Raw genomic sequence first — 21,831 nt, 5'->3', positions numbered from 1 at the left:
CGGACGAACCTCAGGCCTGATGTAGCTTCTGCCTGCGATCGGTTTCCAGGCTATAGATGCACACGCGATTGCGGCCGTCGTTCTTGGCATCATAGAGCGCCTTGTCGGCATGCTCTATGACGTGGAACACGGAGAGGGTGGAGGCGTTCGCTTCGGCGACCCCGACGCTGACCGTCACCCCGATCTCCTCTGTCGCGGCCTGGAAACGCTCTTCCATGATCTGAAGCCTGATATCCTCCGCGATGCGCCTGGCATTGTGCAGCGTCGCCTCCTTGACCACCACGCAGAATTCCTCCCCGCCATAGCGCACCACCAGATCGAAGCCGCGCATGCGTCCGCGGACAACCTCGGCAAGCCGGCGCAGAACCATGTCGCCAAAGGCGTGGCCGTGAAGGTCGTTCAGCGATTTGAAGCCATCGATGTCGATCATCAGTACGGCGAAGGGGCGACGCTCCGCCTCGGTGGTGACCTGCCGGTCAAACGCCTCGAGCGCCCGCCTGTTCTTGAGTCCGGTGAGCGGATCGCGCTCCGCCTCGCGCTTGTAGGCGCGATATTCGGCCTCGCGCCGTTCCTCCACGGCAAGCAGATAGCCGAGGATCATGGTTCCGAGCAGATTGCGGATGATCAGCGCCGGCGTTGTCGACGACACTATCGGAACGGGCGCAAAAACGCCCGCGACCAGGGTGAGCGACAGCAACAGGCCCAGAATGGCAAGGCCGACAGGGTCGCGCCGTCCGCCGCTGAGGCGTGCATAGACAAGCCCGATCACCGCGGCCAGCGCAATGCTGACGCAGCCCGCAAGCGCACCGGCGCCGCCGATATAAATCCGCATCGCAATGGTCACGGCCGATGCGATCAAGGCGGCGAGCGGGCCGCCGAAAAGCGCCGCAAGGGCAACCATGACCGCCCGGATATCGACGATGATGCCCGGCAGCACCTCCAGCGGATCGACCATCGTGACCACCGCCCCGAAGCCGAACAACAGCCCGATCGCGAGCGATGAACGGACGATTGAGAAGCGCGCGTAGCGGATCAACCTATAGGCGAGCACGATGAGGGCCGCCATGCCGACCTTTTCCAGCATGGCGATGATGATTTCCAGATTCTCAAGCATTGCGTCCTGAACCGCCAGGCCTTTCTTCAACCTTCGAACCCGCGGAAGCACGGGCGTCGAATTTCAACGACAAGGCGCGCGGTTCGCTCCAGGGCGCCGTGAGAGCGAGGAATGTCCAATATATACCGATATGCCGACGAGTTGGTAGGGTTAACACTGGACCGACGCACTTACACTCCCTACTTAGTGGCCTGTTTGGCGTCATCCGGCCAAGATCTTCAATCCGGGCCGGCGTCAAAATGCACCTGCCGTGGCTCTCGCTTTCAGGACAAGCACCAATGTCGTCAACCGTCATTCCCTCCCCGCCCGCCGTGACCCTGCCCGTCAGAGGCAGTGAAAGCACCTTTCCCGTTCGCCGGGTCTATTGCGTCGGTCGAAATTACGCCGCACACGCGGTGGAGATGGGTCATGATCCCAGCCGCGAAGCGCCGTTCTTCTTCCAGAAGAACCCCGACAATCTCGTCCCTGGCGGCAGACCCTTTCCCTACCCCGTCCTGTCGCGAAACGTCCACCATGAGGTGGAATGTTTTGTTGCCCTGAAAAATGGCGGCGCCGATATCGGCGTTAATCAGGCCCTGGATTGTGTATACGGTTACGGCGTCGCGGTGGATTTCACCCGGCGCGATATTCAGGACGAAGCCAAGGCGAAATCGAGGCCGTGGGAAATGTCCAAGGCCTTCGAGGCGTCCGCGCCCGTCTCCGACATCGCGCCCGCCACCGAAATCGGCCATCCCGAGCACGGTGCGATCAGCCTTGTGCGCAACGGCACGGTGATCCAGCATGGCGATCTCTCGCAGATGATATGGAAGACCGCGGAAATCATCGCGGAACTGTCTCGATACGTTTGCCTTGCCGCCGGCGACATCATTCTGACGGGCACGCCGGCTGGCGTCGGCCCGGTCGAGCGTGGTGATCGCATCGCGTGTAGCATCGAAGGCGTTGGAGACCTTGCATTCGAGGTGATCTGATATAGTGTCTGTCTGCGTTTGAGAGGAGATGCAAGTGCCCCTTTACAACTTGGCCGATAAACAGCCGCGATTGCCGCCCGAAGGCCAATTCTGGATCGCTCCCGACGCCTCGGTGATCGGCGACATCATTATCGGCGAGGATGTCGGCATATGGTTTGCGGCCGTGCTGCGCGGCGACAACGAGCCGATCACCATCGGCAGGGGCAGCAATATCCAGGACGGGGTCATCATCCATACCGATATGGGCTTCCCGACCACGATCGGCGAAGGCTGCACCGTCGGCCATCGCGCAATCCTCCATGGCTGCACCATCGGCGAAAACAGCCTTGTCGGCATGGGCGCCACGATCCTGAACGGCGCGACGATCGGCCGCAACTCGTTGATCGGCGCGAACGCGCTGGTGACCGAGGGCAAATCCTTTCCCGACAACAGCCTGATCGTCGGCGCGCCGGCGCGCGCCGTGCGCGAACTCGATGGTGAAGCGATCGCCGGCCTTCGTCAGTCGGCCGAGAACTACATCGCCAACTGGAAGCGCTTCAGCCGCGATCTGGGACCTGCGGGGTCGCGCGCGCCATGATGTTGCGGCGCGTCAAAAGCCTGTCGAGCGAAGACCAGTTGCTCGACGAGCAGATTGAACTCAACCTGAAAAAAAGAGGGGTGTTGCTCCGATTCACGCGCCCGCTCGAACGCCGGTTCGTGGAGGAGATGCATCGCAACCGCCACCGCCAGCTCGTCTGGGCAGGCGCGATCGGCATCCTCGTGATCGCGGGTTTTGCCTTTATCGATCTGATTTATCGGGAAGAATTGCTGGCCCGCATGACCCTGATCAGATCTGGCGTTGTTCTGGCCTTGCTGTCAGCGCTAACAGTTTTGATCATGCGCGATCTCGACACCCGCCTTCCGGGCTGGATTTCGGTTTTCGGCGTCGCGGTATCGGCGGTCGGCACCGGGCTGATGCTGAAATCGCCCGGCAATCCGATCGTGGAATTCGAGCCGTACACTTTTATACTGCTTGCCATCGTCGGCAATATCGCGCTGCCGCTGCGCACGTCACAGGCCGTGGTTGCCGCATCGGTAAACTTCGCCATCGCCGCCTTCTTCATTCTTCCGCTGCCGACACTGCTGCCGATGGAAAAGGCCTCTCCGCTGATCTTTCTCGGCGTGACAAGTCTGCTCACTTTGCTGGCGAGCTATCGCATCGAGTCGGTCGAGCGCAAGGTGTTCCTCCTCTATCTGCGCGAAAAGGTCTATGCCGAGGCGCTCTATGCCAAATATCGCTCGCTCAACGATATCTCCAACACGGATGCCCTGACAGCGCTCGCCAACCGCCGCCTGTTTGACGATTTCCTGAAGCAGAGCTGGACGGCAGCCGCGGAGGCGGACCGGCCGCTCGCCATGCTGATGATCGATATCGACCATTTCAAGGGCTATAACGATACCTATGGCCATCCCGCCGGCGACGAGTGTTTGAAACGGGTTGCCGCCGCGCTCAAGGCATCCACCCGGTCCGACGAGGATCTTCCCGCGCGCTTCGGCGGCGAGGAGTTCGCACTGGTGCTGCCGAACAGCGACGAAGATGCGGCCCTTGCCCTCAGCGACCGCATTCATGACGCGATCGCAGAACTCGCCATCCCGCACGCATCGAGTCCGAGCAAACGACTGTCGGTCAGCATCGGGATCGCCGTCGAGCACCCGGCGACGACCCAGCACGATTCGCGCAACCTGCTGATCAGGGCCGACCGGGCGCTTTATGCCGCCAAGCGCGCCGGCCGCAACTGCACGCGGGTTGATATCTCCATGGATCCCGCCCCGGAATTCGGGGACAATGCCGCAACGGCCGCCCTGCGGAACTGAGGTCGCATAGCCGGCATCATGCTTCGCCAGAAGCGCATGCCGCGCATAGTCCCCGCATCTCCACGGTCATCGCGCCCGGCCGAAACCCTTTCGAGCGCGCCAGCCGGCCAAGCGCCTCCTCGATATCGTGGGCATGGAACTCGATCACCGCGCCGCACCCCTCGCAAATCGCAAAGGCCGTCATGCCGTGATGGCTGCAATCCTGATGCGGATGGGCGCAGGCGACATAGGCATTCAGGCTCTCCAGCCGGTGGACCAGCCCGGCCTCGGTGAGCTTCTCCAGCGCGCGGTAGACCTGCAACGGCGCCTTGAAGCCCTGATCGCGCAACCGGTCCAGAATGGTATAGGCGCTGATCGGCGCCTCGCTGCCGCTGAGGCAGTCGAACACAAGCGCCTGGTTGCGTGTCAGCTTTTCATCGGGCCTTTTCATATCGTCCCTCGTTTTCATCGCGGCCGCCTCGCCGCTTCGGGCACCAGCGTCACCAGAAAGATCAGCATGGCGGCCACCACGATCGACGGACCGGATGGCGTGTCATAATAGAGCGAGGAATATAGTCCTGCCACCACGCTCACAACCCCGATCAGCGATGCGAATACGGCCATCATCTCCGGGGTCCGCGCGAAACGGCGGGCGGTGGCGGCCGGCACGATCAGGAGCGAGGTGATCAGCATGATGCCGACGATCTTCATCGCGATCGCGATCACCAGCGCCATCAGCAGCATGAAGATGAAGCGCACCGTTTCCGGCCGCATGCCCTCGGCCTGGGCGATCTCGGGCGAGACCGTGGCTGCCAAAAGCGGTCGCCACAGGCCCGCGACGGCCGCGACCACCACCAGCCCGCCGAGCCAGATCGTGGCGATATCGACGCGGGTCACCGAGAGGATGTCGCCGAACAGGAAGCTGATCAGATCGACCCGGATCCAGGTCAGGAACGACACGATCACCAGGCCGATCGCCAGCGTGGAATGGGCGAGAATGCCGAGCAGGCTGTCGGTGGACAGAGCCCGCCGGCGCTCCAGCATGATCAGCATCACCGAAACGATGGTGGCGACCACGAACACGCTGAGCGTCAGGTTGACCGTGAACAGCAGGGAGAGCGCCACGCCGAGCAGGGCCGAATGCGCCATGGTGTCGCCGAAATAGGCCATCTTGCGCCAGATGATGAAGCAGCCGAGCGGACCCGCCATCAGCGCGACGCCGATGCCGGCGACCAGAGCGCGCACGAAGAAATCGTCAAGCATGTTCCTGCGCCTCGTGATGATGGCCGTCATCGGGATGGCAATGTTCGGTGACCGAGCCATCGGCATGGCGCACCTTGCCATCGGGCAGATGGGTATGATCGTGATCATGGCGATAGAGCGCGAGCGCGCCATCGCCGCGGGCGCCGAGCAGCGACTGATAGGCCTCGCTTCCGCTCACGGCCTCCGGCGTGCCGGTGCAGCAGACATGGCCGTTGAGGCAGACGACCGTATCGGTCCGCGCCATCACCACATGCAGGTCGTGCGAGATCATCAATATGCCGCAGCCCTGGCGTTCCCGGATGCGCGAGATCAGAGCGTAAAGCGCGATCTCGCCGGCATGGTCGACGCCCTGCACCGGCTCGTCCAGCACCAGCAGGTCGGGCTTGCGGGCAATCGCACGCGCCAGCATCGCGCGCTGGAACTCGCCGCCGGACAGCGTCTGGACTTCGGCCCTTGCGAGATGGGCGATGCCGACCTCCTCCAGCGCTTCGGCGATCGCGGCGGCTGGGAGCGGCCCGGTCAGGGTCATCAAGCGACGCACCGTCAGCGGCAGGGAATGATCGATGGCGAGCTTTTGCGGCACATAGCCGACGGTCAGCCCCGCGGCGCGCTCGACGCTGCCCTCATCGGGAGCGAGAACCCCGAGCGCCATCCGCGCGCTGGTGGATTTGCCGGCGCCGTTCGGTCCGATCAGGGTGACGATCTCGCCACGACGCACGCTGAAGCCCACGCCGCGCACGAGCCACCTTCCATTGCGGTGGAGCCCGGCATTGTCGAGCGAGACCAGCAGGTCATTCGAGTGCATTTTTTCAAAACTCCGTCTTGTCCGCGTCTATGGCATACGTTATAGCGTAACGCAATTGATGTAATAACATTACGTAGAACTGCAATCCCCAGGCTTCCCGCCTTCAAAAATAATGAGGATCTCATGAAAACGTCCCGCTTGCTTCTCCTCACGACGGCCGCGATGGCCCTCGCCCAGACCGCAGCGGCAGAAGATGCCCTCAAGGTCGTGACGTCGATCAAGCCGCTCTATTCGCTGACGACCGCGCTTACCGCGGGAACGGCGACCGAAACGACGCTTCTGGTAAAGGGCGCCGCCTCGCCCCACACCTACAGCATGACGCCATCCGAGGCGCGCGCGCTGCAGAATGCCGATGTCGTGTTCTGGATCGGTCCGGCGCTGGAGCATTTTCTCGACAAGCCCCTCGACGCGCTCGGTGGCAATGCCGAGATCGTGGAACTGGAAGACGCCCCCGGCGTGGAGACGCTCGCCCCGCGCGAAGGCGGCGCTTTCGATGCGCATGACCATGATCACGAAGGCCATGATCACGAAGACCATGATCACGGGGGTCATGATGAAGACGGGCATGACCACGACGACCATGCCGACCATGACCACGAAGCCGGTCATGACGACCACCACCACGGCGAGGTCGATCCGCATATGTGGCTCGACCCGATGAATGCGAAGGCCTTTGCCGCCGCGATGGCGGAAACGCTTTCGGAAAACGACCCCGCCAACGCCGAGATCTATGCCGACAATGCCGAAAAGCTCGAGGCACGGCTCGATGCGCTGACGACCGACATTCAGGCCCAGATTGACGCCGTGAACGCCAAGCCCTATGTCGTCTTCCACGATGCCTACCACTATTTCGGCCATCGCTTCGGCATCGAGGCCGCGGGTTCGATCACCGTCAACCCCGAAGCCCCGCCGAGCGCACAGCGCATCCGCGAAATCCACGACAAGCTGACCGAACTGGGTGCTGCCTGCGTGTTCTCCGAACCGCAGTTCCCGCCGAAGATCGTCGACACGGTGATCGAGGGCACGGATGCCCGCACCGGCGTTCTCGATCCGCTGGGCGCCGGCCTGGAGGATGGTCCGGATCTCTATTTCCTGCTTCTGGAAAACCTCGCCGGCAACCTCACCGACTGCTTTGTGGCCGAGTAATCCGCCATGAAGGCATCGCCCCGGGCGCGCATGGCCGGGGCGATGTGGCCTGCGGGCGAGTAGTGCCCCCGCAGGCCTTTTTTGTCCGCCGTTTCTGGGCGCGATTACTTCTGCCGCTCCGGACCCTTGCGTTCGGCCGATTTCGCCCAGAGATTGATGTCGGCCTCGCGAGCATATTTGTCGATTTCGGCAAGCTCGGCTTCAGTGAAATCGGGGTTGTCGAGCGCCTTCACGCAATCGAGCACCTGTTCGGGACGGCTTGCGCCAATCAGCGCGGTGGTAACCCGCCCGCCGCGCAGCACCCAGGCCAACGCCATCTGCGCCAGCGTCTGGCCGCGCCGCTCGGCGATCGCGTTCAACGCCCGGATATGCTCAAGCGTGTCCTCGCGCAGGAATTCATGGCGCAGCGATTTGCCCTGCGCCGCCCGGCTGTCATCGGGTATGCCCTTCAGATATTTGGACGTCAGCATGCCCTGCGCCAGCGGCGAGAACACGATCGAGCCGAGCCCGAGTTCCGCAAGCGTATCGAGCAGCCCGTCCTCTTCCACCCAGCGATTGATCATCGAATAGCTCGGCTGGTGGATGACGAAGGGCGTCTTCAACTCCTTCAGGATCTTATAGGCCGCGCGGGTGCGCTCAGAATTATAGGAAGAAATTCCCACATAAAGCGCCCTGCCCGACCGCACGATCTGGTCGAGCGCCATCATCGTCTCCTCCAGCGGCGTATCGGGATCGAAGCGGTGGGAATAGAAGATATCGACATAGTCGAGGCCGAGCCGTTTCAGGCTCTGGTCGCAGGATGCGAGAAGGTTCTTGCGGCTGCCCCACTCGCCATAGGGCCCCTCCCACATGCCATAGCCGGCCTTGGACGAGATGATCAACTCGTCGCGCAAGCCGGCAAATTCGTTGCGCAGGATATCGCCAAAGGCCTTTTCGGCGGAGCCGGGCGGCGGGCCGTAATTATTGGCGAGATCAAAATGGGTGATGCCGGCATCAAACGCGGTCTGGCAGATCGCCACCTTGCGGGCGCGCTCGGTATCGTCGCCGAAATTGTGCCACAGGCCGAGCGATATCGCCGGCAGCTTGAGGCCGGAGGCGCCGCAGCGGTTGTATTGCATCGTATCGTAGCGGGTCTTCGAGGGTGTCCAGCGCATCATATCCTCCTGCCTGAAGAGGGCCGGGACGGCCCGACCATGAAAAAGGCGGCAGAACGCCGCCGCCTCTGATTTTGGAATATCCCACCCCGCTCTCCGTGTCACCCTCGGGGTTGACCCGAGGGTCCAGGCGACGCTCTCCGTGTGGCCTGGATCCTCGGGTCAAGCCCGAGCATTGTTTGTCGGATCTGCGCTATTGTTGTGATGCAGCTGCGGGCCGTTGGCTTGCCCGCAGCTGCTGCAACAGCCGACCGTCCGAGCATTGGGTGGAACACCCGCTGTCATCAAGGTCACTGTTGCACCGAGCAACCGCTTGAAGAGTTGATTGGGCCGCTGATTGCCACGCCCGCAAACAATCCCAAGCATGCCTTGAAAGGATAGCATCGCCATGGTCGTTTTGCATCACCCTCCGCACATCTGTCTTGGTTGCGACGTTGCAAAGGACACGATCGCCGTTTCCTGCGGCGGTCCGGCCACCGTCATCGCCAATCGCAGCAGGGATATTCGTCGCTTCCTGCGAAACTGCGAGGCAGATCTGGTCATCTGCGAACCCACCGGCGGGTATGAAACCGTCCTGATCGAAGAGTGCCTGCGGCGCGGCCTTGCCGTCCACCGGGCCGATACGCGCAGGCTCAAGGCCTTCATTCGTTCGCGTGGACGGGTCGGCAAGAGCGATGCGATCGATGCCCGGGAAATGGTCGCCTATGGCATGGAACGCTGGGCAAGCCTGTCCCTGTGGCAGGCTGAAAACCCTGAAGAGGCAAGGCTCAAGGCCCTTGTGCGCCGCCGCGCCGATCTGGTCGCCATCAGGGTCGCCGAGCAAAACCGCGCCATGGCGCCGGGCGGACGTGAACTTGCCGTCACCTTCAAGGCCATGCTCGCTGCCATCAATCGCCAGATCGCGCTGCTCGACAAGGAAATCCGCATGCTCATGCGCAGCGAAGCCTTTGCAGCCAGGGCCAGCATCGCAATGGCGATGACCGGCATCGCGGAGACAACCGCCGCCGCCCTGATCGCCACAATGCCCGAACTCGGGACGCTGGATCGAAAAAAGGCGGCGGCGCTGGCCGGCCTGGCGCCGCACCCAAACGAGAGCGGCAACAAGATCGGTTACCGGAGAATGCGCGGCGGCAGACCCGTCATGCGCACCATCCTGTTCATGCCGGCCATGCAGGCCGCCCGCGGAAGGGGCGAGTTCGCCGCCTTCTACAAGCGCCTTGTCGAAGCCGGCAAAAAGCCAATCGTCGCGATCGCAGCAGTCATGCGAAAAATCGTCGTGACCCTCAATGCAAGGTTCACAGAGAAAGTCATCCAACAGAGTTGATGACGCATGACTAGGGGAACTACCGCAACAGCGCCCTGGCCGCCTCCGCATCCAGCGCCGCCGGCTGGGAGCAGGTCGTCGACAGCGGGACGAAGGCGCCGGTCTCCCCGGATTTCAGGATCGCGGCCATGACGTCGACGCCGTGCAGCGCACGAGCGAGCGAGCAGCGGGCATCGCGACCTTCGATCAGCGCCACCGCCATATCGGCAAGGCCCGCCGTGCGGTAATTGGCGCGCTCGCCCTGATTGGGCTTGCCGAAGGGGTGATCCTGGCTGTCGAGCTCGGATGTCTTGCCGTCGCGGCCCGCCGCCTCGACCTTGCCGCCGAAGAAATTGGGATCCGGCACGAACAGCGTTCCCTCGGTTCCGTAAAGCTCCATGTTGGAATGACGGTGCGCCCACACATCCCAGCTTGCGGAAAGAGAAATGGTCGCCCCGCTTTGAAACTCCAGCAGCGCATGGATATTGGTCGGGGTCTTCACCGGAATGATCTCGCCGCGGCGCGGTTCGGAGGTGATGGTGCGGGTCTCGTTCGCCATCGAGGTCAGCGCCGCCACCTGTTTCACCGGACCGATCAGGTTGATCAGGTTGGCGATGTAATAGGGGCCAAGATCGAGCACGGGGCCGCCGCCGGGCAAGAAGAAGAAATCCGGATTGGGATGCCACATCTCCATGCCCGGGCTCATCACGTGGCAGGTGCCGGAGGTGACCCGCCCGATCCCGCCCTCATCGATATATTTGCGGGCGCGCTGGTGGGCGCCGCCCAGAAACGTATCCGGCGCGCAGCCGACCGAAAGCCTCTTTTCGGCGGCGATGCGGCCGAGTTCCTTGCCCTCGTCGACGGAAAGCACCAGCGGCTTTTCCGAATAGACATGCTTGCCGGCCTCGAGAATCCGCTTCGACATTTCGTAATGCGCGCCCGGAATGGTGAGGTTGACGATCACGTCAAGCTCATCGTTCTGGAGCAGTTCGTCGACGCTCTGTGCCGTCACGCCGTATTGCTCCGCGCGCGCGGTGGCCGCCGCCGGATTGATGTCGGCGCAGGCGAGCACCTTGAGGCCGCGAAACAGCGGCGCGAGAGAAAAATAGGTCGCGGAAATATTGCCGCATCCGAGGATGCCGACACCAAGTTCCCTGGTCATGAAAGCCTCGTTCAGAAAGACTGGAAAGATGCGATGGACCGCTCGATCAGGCGATCGATATCGTTCGGATTGTCGTGCTCGACGATGTAGTGGCGGATCGGCAGCGGCTTCAGGACGCCCATCAGCCCCTTCCAGTCGACCGTGCCATGGCCGACATCGGCCCAGCCATCCTCATCCTCGTTTTCGCCCGGTTCCGCGATATCCTTGACATGGACGGCGCTGATACGATCGCTGTAGGTCTCGATCCAGTGGCGCGGATCTGCGCCGCCGCGGATGATCCAGGCGATATCGGCCTCCCAGGCCAGCGTAGGCCCGCCCTCCATCAAATGCGTCATCGGCACGCTGCCATCTTCAAGGGCTGCAAATTCGAAATCGTGGTTATGCCAGCCGAACACGAGGCCGGCATCGCGCATGAGCGCGCCGGCCTTCTCCAGCCGGGCCCCGAAATCGCGCCAGCCCTCGGCCGTCGTCGGGCGGTCATCCGGCATCAGGAAGGGGCAGAACACGCTGTCCATCTTCAGCGCCGATGTGATCTCGAGCACGCGTTCGGGCTCGTTTTCAAGCATGTTGAGGCTGAAGTGACCGGTCGGCATGGCAAGCCCGATCGTCGCCAGATCGGTAGAAAGCCGGTCGAGCGCCGCCTGGTCGAGATCGTCGTAAAGCGCGCCGTAGCCTTCCACTTCGCTGTAGCCCGCTGCCGCGAGTTTCTTGAAGATGGTAGAAAACGGCTGGTAGTTGCGCGCGCTGTAAAGCTGGAATCCTAGTTTTGTCATCTGTTTCCTCCGGCTGCCGCCATCGATCCGGCCGGCATGCCCTGTCTGTTATTCATGCCGCGCGGGAGCGCGGCCTTGCTTCAAAGCCGCAGTTCGGTCTTCGCATCGAAGACCGAGGCAAGCGGAATATCAAAGGCGAAGCGGATCTTCTGGCCGACCTTGTAGCGGACATTGCCGTTCACCCTGACGGTCATCAGATGACCGGCATATTTCAGCCATAGCAGGCTGTCGGCGCCCATCGGCTCCTCGAGGTCGACCGTCGCCTCATGCACTTCGAGGTTTTCTTCCGACAGCGCCTTGTCGATGACGATATGCTCCGGCCTGACGCCGAGCGTCACCTTGTCGGTTTCCGGCAGTTCGCCATTGGCATCATAGCCTTCGAGCGAGAAGTCGACATCATTGGTGCGGAACACCGGCTTGCCGTTCTCGTGGCGCAATTCGCCATCCATGAAGTTCATCGGCGGCGAGCCGATGAAGCCGGCGACATAGCGATTGACCGGGCGGTTATAGATCGTGGTCGGCTCGTCGAGCTGCTGGATCACGCCGCCGCGCATGATCGCGATCCGGTCGGCCAGCGTCATCGCCTCGATCTGGTCATGGGTCACGTAAACCATCGTGTTTTCAAGCGACTGGTGCAGCCGCTTGATCTCAACCCTCAACTCCGACCTGAGCTTGGCGTCGAGGTTCGACAAGGGCTCGTCGAACAGGAACACGTCGACATCGCGCACCAGCGCGCGACCGATCGCGACGCGCTGGCGCTGCCCGCCAGAAAGCTCGGCAGGCTTGCGTTTCAGGAGCGGCTCGATCTGCAGGATTTCGGAGGCGCGCTTGACGCGCTTGTCGATCTCCGCCTTCGGCACCTTGGCGACCTGAAGGCCGAAGGACAGGTTCTTCTCCACCGTCATCTGCGGATAGAGCGCATAGGACTGGAACACCATGCCGATGCCGCGATCCTTCGGCTCCAGCCAGGTGACGTTCTTGTCCTTGATGAATATCTGCCCGCCGGTCACGTCCAGCAGTCCCGCGATGCAGTTCAAAAGCGTGGACTTGCCGCAGCCGGACGAGCCGAGCAGCACGAGGAACTCGCCGTCATGGATATCGAGATCGAGGTTCTTGAGGACGTCGATCGCCCCGAAGGAGAGCGAGAGGTCCTTGATGGAAACACTGGTATTCATCATTTACCCTTTCACCGCGCCGGCGGCGATGCCGCGCACGAACAGCGGTCCGGAAACGAAATAGACGGCGAGCGGGACGAGGCCGGTCAGAAGGGTCGCCGCCATGTTGACATTGTACTCCTTCACGCCCTGCACCGCGTTGACGATGTTGTTGAGCTGGACCGTCATCGGATAGTTCTGCTGGCCTGCGAAGATCACCCCGAACAGGAAGTCGTTCCAGATGCCGGTGGTCTGGATGATCATGCCAACCACGAAGATCGGCAACGACATCGGCAGCATGATCTTGAAGAAGATCTGCCAGAACCCCGCGCCATCGACGCGCGCCGCCTTGAACAGCTCCTCCGGCAGCGAGGCGAAATAGTTGCGGAACAGAAGCGTCAGGATCGGCATGCCGAAAATCGTATGCACCAGCACGATGCCCGGCAGCGTCGAGAACATGTGCAGCTCGCGCAGGATGATCACCAGCGGATAGAGCATCACCTGATAGGGGATGAAGGCGCCGAACAGGAGCACGGTGAAGAAGAATTCCGAGCCCTTGAAGCGCCAGTTGGCGAGCGCATAGCCGTTGACCGAGGCAACCGCGATCGAGATGATGATGCCGGGAACGGTGATCTTGACCGAGTTCCAGAAACCGACGCTGATGCCTTCGCAGTAAAGCCCGGTACAGGCCCCGCTCCAGGCCTTGACCCAGGGTTCGAAGGTGATTTCCACCGGCGGGGCGAAGATGTTGCCCATGCGGATTTCCGGCATGCCCTTCAACGAGGTCACGATCATCACGTAAAGCGGGATCAGATAATAGACTGCGGCCACGAACAGGATGGAATAGAGAATGATCCTGGAGGGGGCGAGCCGGCGTTTCGGACGCGGACCCGCAGGTCCGTTCAAAGCGATGTCAGCCATGTTGCTACCTCTTCTTGCCTCTGAATTCCATCAATGCCCAAGGCACGAGGATGATGAACACAGTGACCAGCATGACGGTGGAGGCCGCCAGTCCCTGCCCGATATTGCCGCGCTGGAACATCAGGTCGTAGACATATTTCGCCGGCACTTCGGAGGCGAAGCCGGGTCCCCCTTGGGTCATGGCCACGACAAGGTCGTAGACCCGGACGATGCCGGAGGCGACGATCACCAGCGTGGTGACGAACACGCCGCGCATCATCGGAATGACGATGAAGATATAGGTGCGCCATGCCGGAATGCCGTCGATCTTCGAGGCCTTCCAGATTTCCGTGTCAATGCCGCGGAGCCCCGCCAGCATCAGCACCATGACGAGGCCCGTGCCCTGCCACAGCCCGGCGATCACGAGCGCGTAAATCACGGTGTGCTTGTTACCGAGCAGCGCGAGATTGCCGCCGGGAAGCCCGAGTTCATCGAGAAACTTCGGCAGGCCGAGGCCGGGATCGAGAATCCACTGCCAGACCAGACCGGTCACGATGAAGGAAAGCGCGAAGGGATAGAGGAAGATGGTGCGAAATGTGTTTTCGAAGCGGATCTTCTGGTCGAGCAGCGTTGCCAGAATGAAGCCCACGACGAAAGAGAAGATCAGGCTGAGGCAGCCGTAGATCAGCAGATTGCCGATCGCGACATTCCAGCGCGTGGTGCCGAACAGGCGATCATACTGGGCGAAACCGACGAAATTCTCGCTCGGCAGAAGCCTTGAATCGGTGAATGAATAGATAACCGTCCAGGCGGTGCAACCGATGAAGATGACCACCGCGGTGAGCATCATCGGTATGGCCGCGATCTTGGCGTTCAGGTTCTTGAACAGACCCATCGGACGGCGAGCGACATCAGCCATTGCTGCTCCCCTCACGAGATTGGTGCAGAAAGAAAGGCGGAGCGGATCAACCGCCCCGCCGCTCAACCGGGCAAATTACATTGCCTGTTCGATGATTTCCTTCTGCCGCTCCATGGCATCATCCACCGACATGTCGGAAGAGAAGAACTCGAGCGCGAGGTCGGTGATCTGCCCCTGCGTATCGGAATCGAGCAACTGCTCGGTCGAGGGCAGCACGTTTTCCGGGTTGGCGAGAATCTCGATACCCTTCTTCATGCAGGCATTGGCGGCTTCCAGATCGACATCGCCGCGCACCGGCAGCGAGCCCTTGACCAGATTGAACTCGACCTGGGTTTCGGGCGAGACCAGCATCGAGGCGAGCTCAAGCTGGGCGGCCGTGATTTCCGGATCATCCGTCTTCGGGAAGTAGAAGGCATCGCCGCCGGTATCAAGCACCGGGTTGTTGCCGAGGCCGGGCAGGCAATCATAGTCGACGCCGGCTTCCTGGCCGGCCTGGGCGAACTCGCCCTGCGCCCAGTCGCCCATGATCTGTGCCGCGGCATCGCCCTGGATCACCATATTGGTGGCGACGTTCCAGTCGCGGCCGGAATAGGCATCGTCGACCATGGTGCGGGCCTGTGCGAAGGCTTCCCAGATGGCGCGGTTTTCATCGCTCATCACCGCATCGGGATCCTTGTCGCCATTGACGGCGAGATAATTGTCGACGCCGCCGATCGCGACCTGCATCACGTTGCGAATACCGTCGACCTGCCAGGGCTGGCCGGTGGCAAGAGGAATGACGCCAGCTTCTTCCAGTTTCGGCGCGGCCTCCACCAGTTCGGCCCAGTTGGTCGGAACCGGAATGCCATTGTCCTCGAACACATGCCGGTTCAGCCACATCCACTGCCAGGAGTGGATGTTGATCGGAACGCAATAGATGCGGCCATCATATTCGCAGGCTTCGAGAAGCTTGGCGGGGCGGATCTTGCTGGCCCAGTCTTCCTTCTCGGCAAGCTCGGTCAGATCGAGCATCAGGCCAGCCTTGATGAGCTCCTCGGCATCGCGGCCGGTGTTCATCTGGGTCGCGCCCATGGGGTTGCCGCCGAGAATACGACTGACGATGATCGGGTTGGCGGTGGTGCCGGAACCGGCGATGGCGCTATCAACCCAGGTATTGCCCGTCTCATTGAAATTGTCGGCGAGCACCTTCACGGCGGCAGCCTCGCCGCCGGAGGTCCACCAATGGGTTACTTCGAGATCGGTCGCGCTGGCGGAAAGCGGCATCGCGACGCCGGCAGCGAGCGCTGCGGTGAGAATTGCATGTTTCATCTTGTCCTCCCAACTGAAACGTTGCCGGAAAACGGTATTCAAATTCCCGGAAGCTGGCAACCTTTTTGTCGAAGTTTTTGTTTCCGTGCGACTTTAGTTGGAGTTCAGGGCTCCCCCGCCGTCCTCATTTTTGCAATGCAAATACCCCATTAAAATGTTATTTTAATTGGTTTTTTTCTAAGAAATCGGCTTTCAAAGCGGCGCTTCTTCGCTAACGCAAACAATGTGGTGACCTATGCGTCATGACGCCGCGTAGGCCTTGAAAATCAGGGGATCGAACGGCCAGAAACACTTTTCTGTATCGTTTCAGTTCTTGCCGCGCTAGACTACCATCATCCCCTTTCCCTGACGGGAGGAGACTGCCTGACGCCCGGCGAACAGCGCTTTTTTTTGCGCATGGATTGCCGGGAGACGCTATAAGCGTCGGCGGCAGGCAGGGCTGTTCAGGGCGGGGCGGGAGAGGCGCAACCTCGAGCCGCAGACGAACCGGGGCGCGCGACCAGTTTCGCGCGGCAAGGCGCGTTTGCAATCAATCCGGTTGCCGGCGAATGAGGAGACGCAATGAAACCGACGACAAGCCGCACAGATGGCCGCACGGAAGGCCGCCGCGCAGAGACCCGGACAGGCGAAACCGCAAACGCCCGGCCGACGCTGAAGACGATCGCCTATATGACCGGGCTCGGCGTCACCACCGTCTCGCGCGCGCTGAAGGATGCGCCGGATATCGCCGAGCACACCAAGGAACGGGTGCGGCTGGTCGCCAAGCAGCTCGGCTACATGCCGAATCGCGCCGGCGTCAGGCTCAGGACCGGCAAGACCAATGTCATCGCCCTCATCCTCAATTTGGAAGAGGAAATCATGGGCATGGCCGGTCAGATGATCTTCGGCATCTCTGAAATCCTGGCCGACACGCCCTATCATCTCGTGCTGATGCCGCAGCCGATCCATCACGACCAGATGGCGCCGGTGCGCTATATCCTGGATACCGGCTCGGCCGATGGCGTGATCATCTCGCGCATCGAGCCCGACGATCCCCGCATCAAGCTGATGCGCGAGCGCGGCATGCCGTTTGCCGCCCATGGCCGCACGGAAGGCAGTATCGACTATCCGTTCCATGATTTCGACAATGACGCCTATGCCTTCGACGCCGTGGAAATGCTGGCGGGGCGCGGGCGGCGGCGGATCGTCAGCCTGCAGCCACCGAGCCACCTGACCTATTACAAGTATTTCCGCTCCGGCTTCGAACGCGGCCTCAGCCAGTTCTCCCTGGAGGAGACGCCGCTGACATCGATCTCGACCGATTCGCCCCTGACCGAGATCCGCAGCGGCATGCTCGCGACGCTGCGCTCCAGCCATCCGCCGGACGCCGTGATCGCCTGCAGCGGCAGCAGCGCGATCCCGATCATGGCGGCGCTGAGAGACTGCAACCTGACGCTCGGCCGCGAGGTCGACGTGGTGGCCAAGCAGCCGGCCGATTTCCTGAACTGGATCAACCCGGAACTCATCGCCATGAGCGAGGATTTCAGCCAGGCCGGGCGCGAACTCGCCCGCGCCGTTCTCGCCCGCATCGACAATGCCGGATCGAAGCCGCTGCAAAGCATCAGCAAGCCCGACTGGTCGAAGGCGCCAGCGGCAAAGGCGCGGGAAAACAGCTAAAACCTGACGAAATCAGCCGTCCGCGGCGATTGAGGAAGGCGAAGGGCGGGTGAGGACGTAGAGCGCGCAACAGGCGAGCACAAACGCGACGCCGGCCTGCAGCCACGGCCATGCGCCGGCAAACAGCAGAACCGAGACCATGCTGCAGCCCATGGCCGCCACGGCAAGCAGCTTGGCCGGCAGCGAGATCGCGCCCTCGCGCCGCCAGCGGCCGAGATGCGGGCCGAAATGCGGATGGTTCATCAGCCGCGCCTCAAGCTCCGGCGACGAACGGGCAAAGGCGGCGGCGGCAACGATCAGGAACGGCACGGTCGGCATGATAGGCAGAACCGCGCCGATAAGGGCAAGCGCCACCATCACCCAACCAAGCCCGATCAAAAGCCTGCGCTTCACCGTTTTCATTCAAGTCTGCCCTTCATCTCATTCATCACACTATGGCTCTATCACATTGTTTTACCGCTACAACTTTGCCGAATCCATAGTGCGTTTCTGCGGCAAAAAGATTATTGCGCCGTTCTTCAACTGGCTCCGACAGTGCCCGGCTTGCGCCTCACATGCTCCGCAATACCGGCGATATTTTGACGGAACCGTTCAGGGGCTGGGTGCGCCGTCCTGGCGCACTTCCTCCGCCCCGTCGATGATCGATTCAATCAGTCGGTCCCAATCGCTCTTTGCCGGCGCTTCGGGAACGACCTCCGCTGGCGCGGCGGAAATCGGCGCGGCTTCAGCCGGCCGATCGGGCGCTGTCTCGCCAGCGCCGCCCGGCGATGGCTGATCTGACGAAGGCTCACCGGAGGCACCCGCCTCGGCGCTTCGGGCGGCTTCCGCGGCGCGGCGCGCCTCTTCTTCCCGCCGCTGCCGTTCCGCCTCCTCCTGACGCTGGCGCTCGCGCGCCTCTTCCCGGCCCTGATAGAGGGCCGCCTCACGGCGCAGGCGCTGCTTTTCGAGAATGTCGGCCTGCAGGCGTTCCACGCGCTCGCGCTCGCGCTCGACCGCCCTCAGCGCCAGATAATTATCGATCTCGGTGAGATCAAGGGTGCGGTCCGGCGCAGCAAGCGGGCCGTTGAAGCCGATCGTAAAGCCGGCGCTCGCCCCCTCCTCGCCCTCGTCGCCAAGCTTGAGCGCGACATCGAGCGCGGCGTCCAGATCGCGCGTATCCAGATCGGCCTCCATCGCCGCGTAGACGCTGGCCTCGGGCAGATCGACCAGCACATTGCGCGCCTGCAGCGTTCCGTCGGTGATCGCAAACGGGATCGCGATATCGCCCGCCTGGAAGCTGCCGCCACCGAAGAGCAGCGCGCGAACCTTGTCCTCGATGGCCTCATTGGTGATTTCCGTGCCCTCGGCATCCGCCCAGGCGAGAAGCTCGTCCCTGAAGCCGAGATCGAGGCCGTTGAAGATCGGCGATTTGAGCGTGACGATGCCGGAACCGCTGGCCTGCGATTTCAGACCCCGCGCGGTATCGGCGGTGGTCTCCACCACAAGGCCGAGATCGAACGCGCCGGAGACGACGGGCGTCCCGTCCGCCTGCCAGAGATTTTCGGGCAGGGTCGCGTCGGCAAGATTGAGCTGGGCCTGGAAATAGCCATTGCCATCGGTGTTTCCGAGCCGCATGTCGCCGGAAAGCGTGCCGCCCATCAGCCGGCCAGAAAGCCCGTTGAGCGCCATGCCGCCGCCGCGGAAATCGAGCTTGCCGCCCATGCCGGTCACGGGCTCGGCAAGACCGAGATCGAAGGCGCCCGCCTGCAGGTCCACGCTCGCCTCAGCCGTTCCGAAATAGGCGCGGTCGAAGGGCACATCCGAGAGATTGCCCTCGGAATCGGTGAAATCGGGACCGAAAACGGCCTCCGTCAGCCAGGCCATGTCGAGCCGGTCGAGCGCGAGCGCCCCCTTGAGCGAGGCCACTGGCCCGCCCCTTGCGAGCGAAAGCCGACCGGCAAGACCGTTGCCGTCAAGCGTTCCGTCAATGGCCGAAAGCGTGTAGGCCTCATCGTCGATATCGAGCGCCGCCTTCAGCGACACCGGCACCCCGAAGGCCGTGCCGGGCACCGCAAAGGCGTTCATCGCCAGATAAGGTTCAAGATCAGGGCTTTCGAGCGAAACCGAATAGCGGCCGCTCAGGAAATCGCCCGCCGCAAGGCTCGCCTCGCCGCTGGCGGAGAACCGGGTCTCGCCGCTTGCCGCGCGAAAGCCGATGGCGGCCGGCCCTTCGGCATCGGCGCGATCAACGGAGAGCGACACCTGCGCGCCCGCCGGCGCCGGGATCGGCAGCGGCATCAGGCCCGCCTGCCCGAACAGCACCGCGGCATCCGGGTTCGAGGCCTGAAGCTGGCCGCTCATGCCGCCCTGCCCCGTGAGCGAGTCCATCCGCCACGAGCCGGAAATGCGGCTGCCATTGGCGCTCCCCTGGATCACGGCGGCGGCTGCGGTTCCATCCTGCCCGAAGGTCAGGTCCGCCTCGAGACTGGTATCGTTGTACCAGATCGCTCCATCGCCAAGCATCGTCAGCAGCGGGTGATCACCGGCCCGCTGGCGGAGCATCGCCACGAAATCGGTAATGTCTCCGGCGGACAGCGTCAGGCGGGCGGAGCCGGTCGGCATATCCCGCATCGTCTGCGCCTGCCCCGAAAGCGTGATCGCCGCGCCCGCGAGATCGTCGATCTTCAGGCTGTCGATCGTCACCGCGCCGGCCTGATAGGTGAAATCGGTATCGACCACATTGGCCGTCAGGTCGAAGGCGTTGACTGCGCCGGCCCTGAGCGTGGCGTGAATGCGGTGCTGGCTGAGGCCGGTATCGATATCCTCGCCCACCATCAGCCCGGCAAGCGCCCTGAGCGCGTTCAGATCGATGACATTTCCGGAGAGGTCGAAATCGAGCGTCGGCGTGGCGGCGCCATCGGCCTGTCGCGACAAGGTGCCGTCAAGCACGGCGTCGCCGGCGACGATCTGCAGATTTTCGAAGGCTTGGGTCTGCGGCGTCAGAATAACGTCGGCGGAAAAGCCGGCGCGGTCGAGTTCGCGGATTTCCGGGCTGACCTTGCCGGTCAGCCATTGCGAAAGTCCGCTTGGCTGGCGCGAGGCGACCAGGAGCGAGCCCGAAAAATCCGTGGTCTCGCCGACGGCCAGCCGCCCGGACGCCTCCACCTGGGTGCGGCCGGGCAGGATCGCCGAGCCGTTTTCGATCCGCCAGCCATCGCCGTCGGGCGAGGCGTCAAGCACGATCGAGCGGATCGTGGTGTCGCCGGAGACCAGCGCCGGCAGGCGGAACGTCACCTTGCCCGGCAATTGCGGGATCGGCACGTCCCTGATGAAGCCGATCAGCACGTCGAGGCGCTCGCGCGCGCTTGGCGGCGCGACCCGGCCCTTCTTCAGATTGGTGTCGTAATCGGAAAGCCGCTCGACATTGAATTGCTGGCCGTTGGCCGTCAGCAGGAAGGTGCCGCCCGGCCGTGTGTCGAAATTGCCCTCTCCCGAAATCACATAGGGATCGACTCGGGTGCCGACTTCCAGCCGGTATTCCGGCACCGCGAAGGAGTTGTTGGTGAGCTCGAACTTGCCGGCAACGCGCGGCGGCGGCACGTCCTGTTCCTCATCGGCGGTCACGGCGAGACGGAAGTCGCCGGCATAGACCGGCGCGCCGGTCGCAAGCGAGACATCGCCTTCCATCGACGCCAGAAGCGGCCATTGCAGCGGCGCGGCGGTCAATCGCACCCGCACGGAGCGGGTTTCGGGATCGGGTCTGCCGGTAAGGATGCTGAAGCTTCCGGCGCGGCCGTCGAGCACACCCGTCCCCTCCATCCGCCACGGGCCTTCGATCGCGTTGGCGAAAAGCATGGCGTCGATATCGGTCAGACTGCGCATCCGCCCGCTTGCCGCATCCGAGAGGTGGATTTCGCCATCGCGCACCTCGACATCCTCGAAGATCACGCGGCGGGAGGCGATGGCACTCTCGCCGGTATCGGTCCATGAGAGCGCGCCATTCTCATCAAGCGAGAGATTGAACACGGGGTGTTCGAGCTGCATCTTGAAGATGCGCATTTCGCCGCTGAGGAAGGGCGCCAGTTCCGCGTCCATCGAGAAGGATTCCGCCGTCGCAAGCGGCGGGCCGGCGGCATCCCGGCCGACGCTGACATCGTGCATGGTGATCGCCGGAAACGGCAGGATGCGGACATCGACGTCGCCGAGCACCTCGACCTTCTTGCCGATCACCCGGCTCGCCTGCACCTCGAATTCCCGCCGGAAGCTGCTCCAGTCGATGAAATAGGGGGCGACCAGCGCGACACAGAGGACGAAAACCAGAAAAGCGCCAATGATAACCAGTATTCGTGCCAGCAAACCTGCTATTCCTCTGTCACTTGCGTTTGCGGCTCCGG

Annotated in this window: 19 protein-coding genes; 6 read left to right on the top strand and 13 right to left on the bottom strand. The window is 62.7% G+C overall.

Going from position 1 to position 21,831, the window contains the following annotated elements; all coding sequences use genetic code 11:
• Nucleotides 1-10: 10 nt before the first annotated feature.
• On the bottom strand, nt 11-1,114 hold the full coding sequence (locus Mame_RS12635) for a diguanylate cyclase (RefSeq protein WP_155122103.1): 1,104 nt from the start codon (nt 1,112-1,114) through the stop codon (nt 11-13).
• Between the two features lie 278 nt (nt 1,115-1,392).
• Between Mame_RS12635 and Mame_RS12630 the strand changes: the two genes are divergently transcribed.
• From Mame_RS12630 to Mame_RS12620, 3 genes are all read left to right on the top strand, one after another.
• On the top strand, nt 1,393-2,082 hold the full coding sequence (locus Mame_RS12630; protein WP_026173851.1) for a fumarylacetoacetate hydrolase family protein: 690 nt from the start codon (nt 1,393-1,395) through the stop codon (nt 2,080-2,082).
• Between the two features lie 34 nt (nt 2,083-2,116).
• Nucleotides 2,117-2,659: a gamma carbonic anhydrase family protein gene (locus Mame_RS12625; protein WP_026173850.1), complete on the top strand. Its 543-nt coding sequence runs from the start codon at nt 2,117-2,119 to the stop codon at nt 2,657-2,659.
• A gap of 83 nt (nt 2,660-2,742) precedes the next feature.
• A complete protein-coding gene (locus tag Mame_RS12620; protein ID WP_157624579.1) occupies nt 2,743-3,936 on the top strand; it encodes a GGDEF domain-containing protein in 1,194 nt (397 codons plus the stop codon).
• Nucleotides 3,937-3,952: 16 nt separating this feature from the next.
• On the opposite strand, the gene Mame_RS12615 is transcribed toward Mame_RS12620, so the two are convergent.
• The 3 genes from Mame_RS12615 to Mame_RS12605 are packed head-to-tail and all read right to left on the bottom strand — an operon-like array spanning nt 3,953 to nt 5,983.
• Nucleotides 3,953-4,366 carry a Fur family transcriptional regulator gene (locus Mame_RS12615; RefSeq protein WP_018066930.1) on the bottom strand — a complete coding sequence of 138 codons (414 nt, stop codon included), beginning with the start codon at nt 4,364-4,366 and terminating at the stop codon, nt 3,953-3,955.
• Nucleotides 4,367-4,380: 14 nt separating this feature from the next.
• Nucleotides 4,381-5,178 carry a zinc ABC transporter permease subunit ZnuB gene (znuB, locus tag Mame_RS12610; RefSeq protein ID WP_018066929.1) on the bottom strand — a complete coding sequence of 266 codons (798 nt, stop codon included), beginning with the start codon at nt 5,176-5,178 and terminating at the stop codon, nt 4,381-4,383.
• Nucleotides 5,171-5,983 carry an ATP-binding cassette domain-containing protein gene (locus tag Mame_RS12605; RefSeq protein ID WP_018066928.1) on the bottom strand — a complete coding sequence of 271 codons (813 nt, stop codon included), beginning with the start codon at nt 5,981-5,983 and terminating at the stop codon, nt 5,171-5,173. The genes znuB and Mame_RS12605 overlap by 8 nt, the downstream gene beginning before the upstream one ends.
• 123 nt (nt 5,984-6,106) lie before the next feature.
• Between Mame_RS12605 and znuA the strand changes: the two genes are divergently transcribed.
• The gene (znuA, locus tag Mame_RS12600) at nt 6,107-7,129 is read left to right on the top strand and encodes a zinc ABC transporter substrate-binding protein ZnuA (protein WP_026173849.1); all 1,023 of its coding nucleotides are present in this window, start codon (nt 6,107-6,109) and stop codon (nt 7,127-7,129) included.
• 104 nt (nt 7,130-7,233) lie between these two features.
• Here the strand turns inward: znuA and mgrA are convergent, their stop codons facing one another.
• The gene (gene mgrA / locus Mame_RS12595; protein ID WP_018066926.1) at nt 7,234-8,286 is read right to left on the bottom strand and encodes an L-glyceraldehyde 3-phosphate reductase; all 1,053 of its coding nucleotides are present in this window, start codon (nt 8,284-8,286) and stop codon (nt 7,234-7,236) included.
• Nucleotides 8,287-8,671: 385 nt separating this feature from the next.
• On the opposite strand from mgrA, the gene Mame_RS12590 reads away from it, so the two are divergent.
• A complete protein-coding gene (locus Mame_RS12590; RefSeq protein ID WP_079920699.1) occupies nt 8,672-9,607 on the top strand; it encodes an IS110 family RNA-guided transposase in 936 nt (311 codons plus the stop codon).
• Nucleotides 9,608-9,626: 19 nt separating this feature from the next.
• Here Mame_RS12590 and Mame_RS12585 read toward each other — a convergent pair whose 3' ends face one another.
• The 6 genes from Mame_RS12585 to Mame_RS12560 all read right to left on the bottom strand — a co-directional run bounded on the left by Mame_RS12585 (nt 9,627) and on the right by Mame_RS12560 (nt 15,802).
• Nucleotides 9,627-10,748, bottom strand: a complete 1,122-nt coding sequence (locus Mame_RS12585) for a Gfo/Idh/MocA family protein (protein WP_018067447.1) — start codon at nt 10,746-10,748, stop codon at nt 9,627-9,629.
• Nucleotides 10,749-10,759: 11 nt separating this feature from the next.
• The gene (locus tag Mame_RS12580) at nt 10,760-11,521 is read right to left on the bottom strand and encodes a sugar phosphate isomerase/epimerase family protein (protein WP_018067446.1); all 762 of its coding nucleotides are present in this window, start codon (nt 11,519-11,521) and stop codon (nt 10,760-10,762) included.
• A gap of 80 nt (nt 11,522-11,601) precedes the next feature.
• Nucleotides 11,602-12,696: an ABC transporter ATP-binding protein gene (locus Mame_RS12575; RefSeq protein WP_026173937.1), complete on the bottom strand. Its 1,095-nt coding sequence runs from the start codon at nt 12,694-12,696 to the stop codon at nt 11,602-11,604.
• A 3-nt stretch (nt 12,697-12,699) separates the two neighbouring features.
• Nucleotides 12,700-13,596 carry a carbohydrate ABC transporter permease gene (locus Mame_RS12570; RefSeq protein ID WP_018067444.1) on the bottom strand — a complete coding sequence of 299 codons (897 nt, stop codon included), beginning with the start codon at nt 13,594-13,596 and terminating at the stop codon, nt 12,700-12,702.
• 4 nt (nt 13,597-13,600) lie between these two features.
• Complete coding sequence (locus Mame_RS12565) at nt 13,601-14,494, bottom strand: carbohydrate ABC transporter permease (protein WP_026173936.1); 894 nt, start codon at nt 14,492-14,494, stop codon at nt 13,601-13,603.
• A gap of 75 nt (nt 14,495-14,569) precedes the next feature.
• Nucleotides 14,570-15,802, bottom strand: a complete 1,233-nt coding sequence (locus Mame_RS12560) for an ABC transporter substrate-binding protein (protein ID WP_018067442.1) — start codon at nt 15,800-15,802, stop codon at nt 14,570-14,572.
• A 561-nt stretch (nt 15,803-16,363) separates the two neighbouring features.
• Between Mame_RS12560 and Mame_RS12555 the strand changes: the two genes are divergently transcribed.
• Entirely contained in the window at nt 16,364-17,458 is a 1,095-nt protein-coding gene (locus Mame_RS12555; RefSeq protein WP_018067441.1) for a LacI family transcriptional regulator, read from the top strand.
• A 12-nt stretch (nt 17,459-17,470) separates the two neighbouring features.
• Here Mame_RS12555 and Mame_RS12550 read toward each other — a convergent pair whose 3' ends face one another.
• Complete coding sequence (locus Mame_RS12550; protein WP_018067440.1) at nt 17,471-17,860, bottom strand: YbaN family protein; 390 nt, start codon at nt 17,858-17,860, stop codon at nt 17,471-17,473.
• 189 nt (nt 17,861-18,049) lie between these two features.
• The gene (locus Mame_RS12545; protein WP_018067439.1) at nt 18,050-21,793 is read right to left on the bottom strand and encodes an AsmA family protein; all 3,744 of its coding nucleotides are present in this window, start codon (nt 21,791-21,793) and stop codon (nt 18,050-18,052) included.
• Nucleotides 21,794-21,831: the final 38 nt, after the last annotated feature.

It is taken from the genome of Martelella mediterranea DSM 17316 (genome assembly GCF_002043005.1).
Taxonomy (GTDB): domain Bacteria; phylum Pseudomonadota; class Alphaproteobacteria; order Rhizobiales; family Rhizobiaceae; genus Martelella; species Martelella mediterranea.
This window is presented reverse-complemented; position numbering and strand designations above follow the sequence as displayed.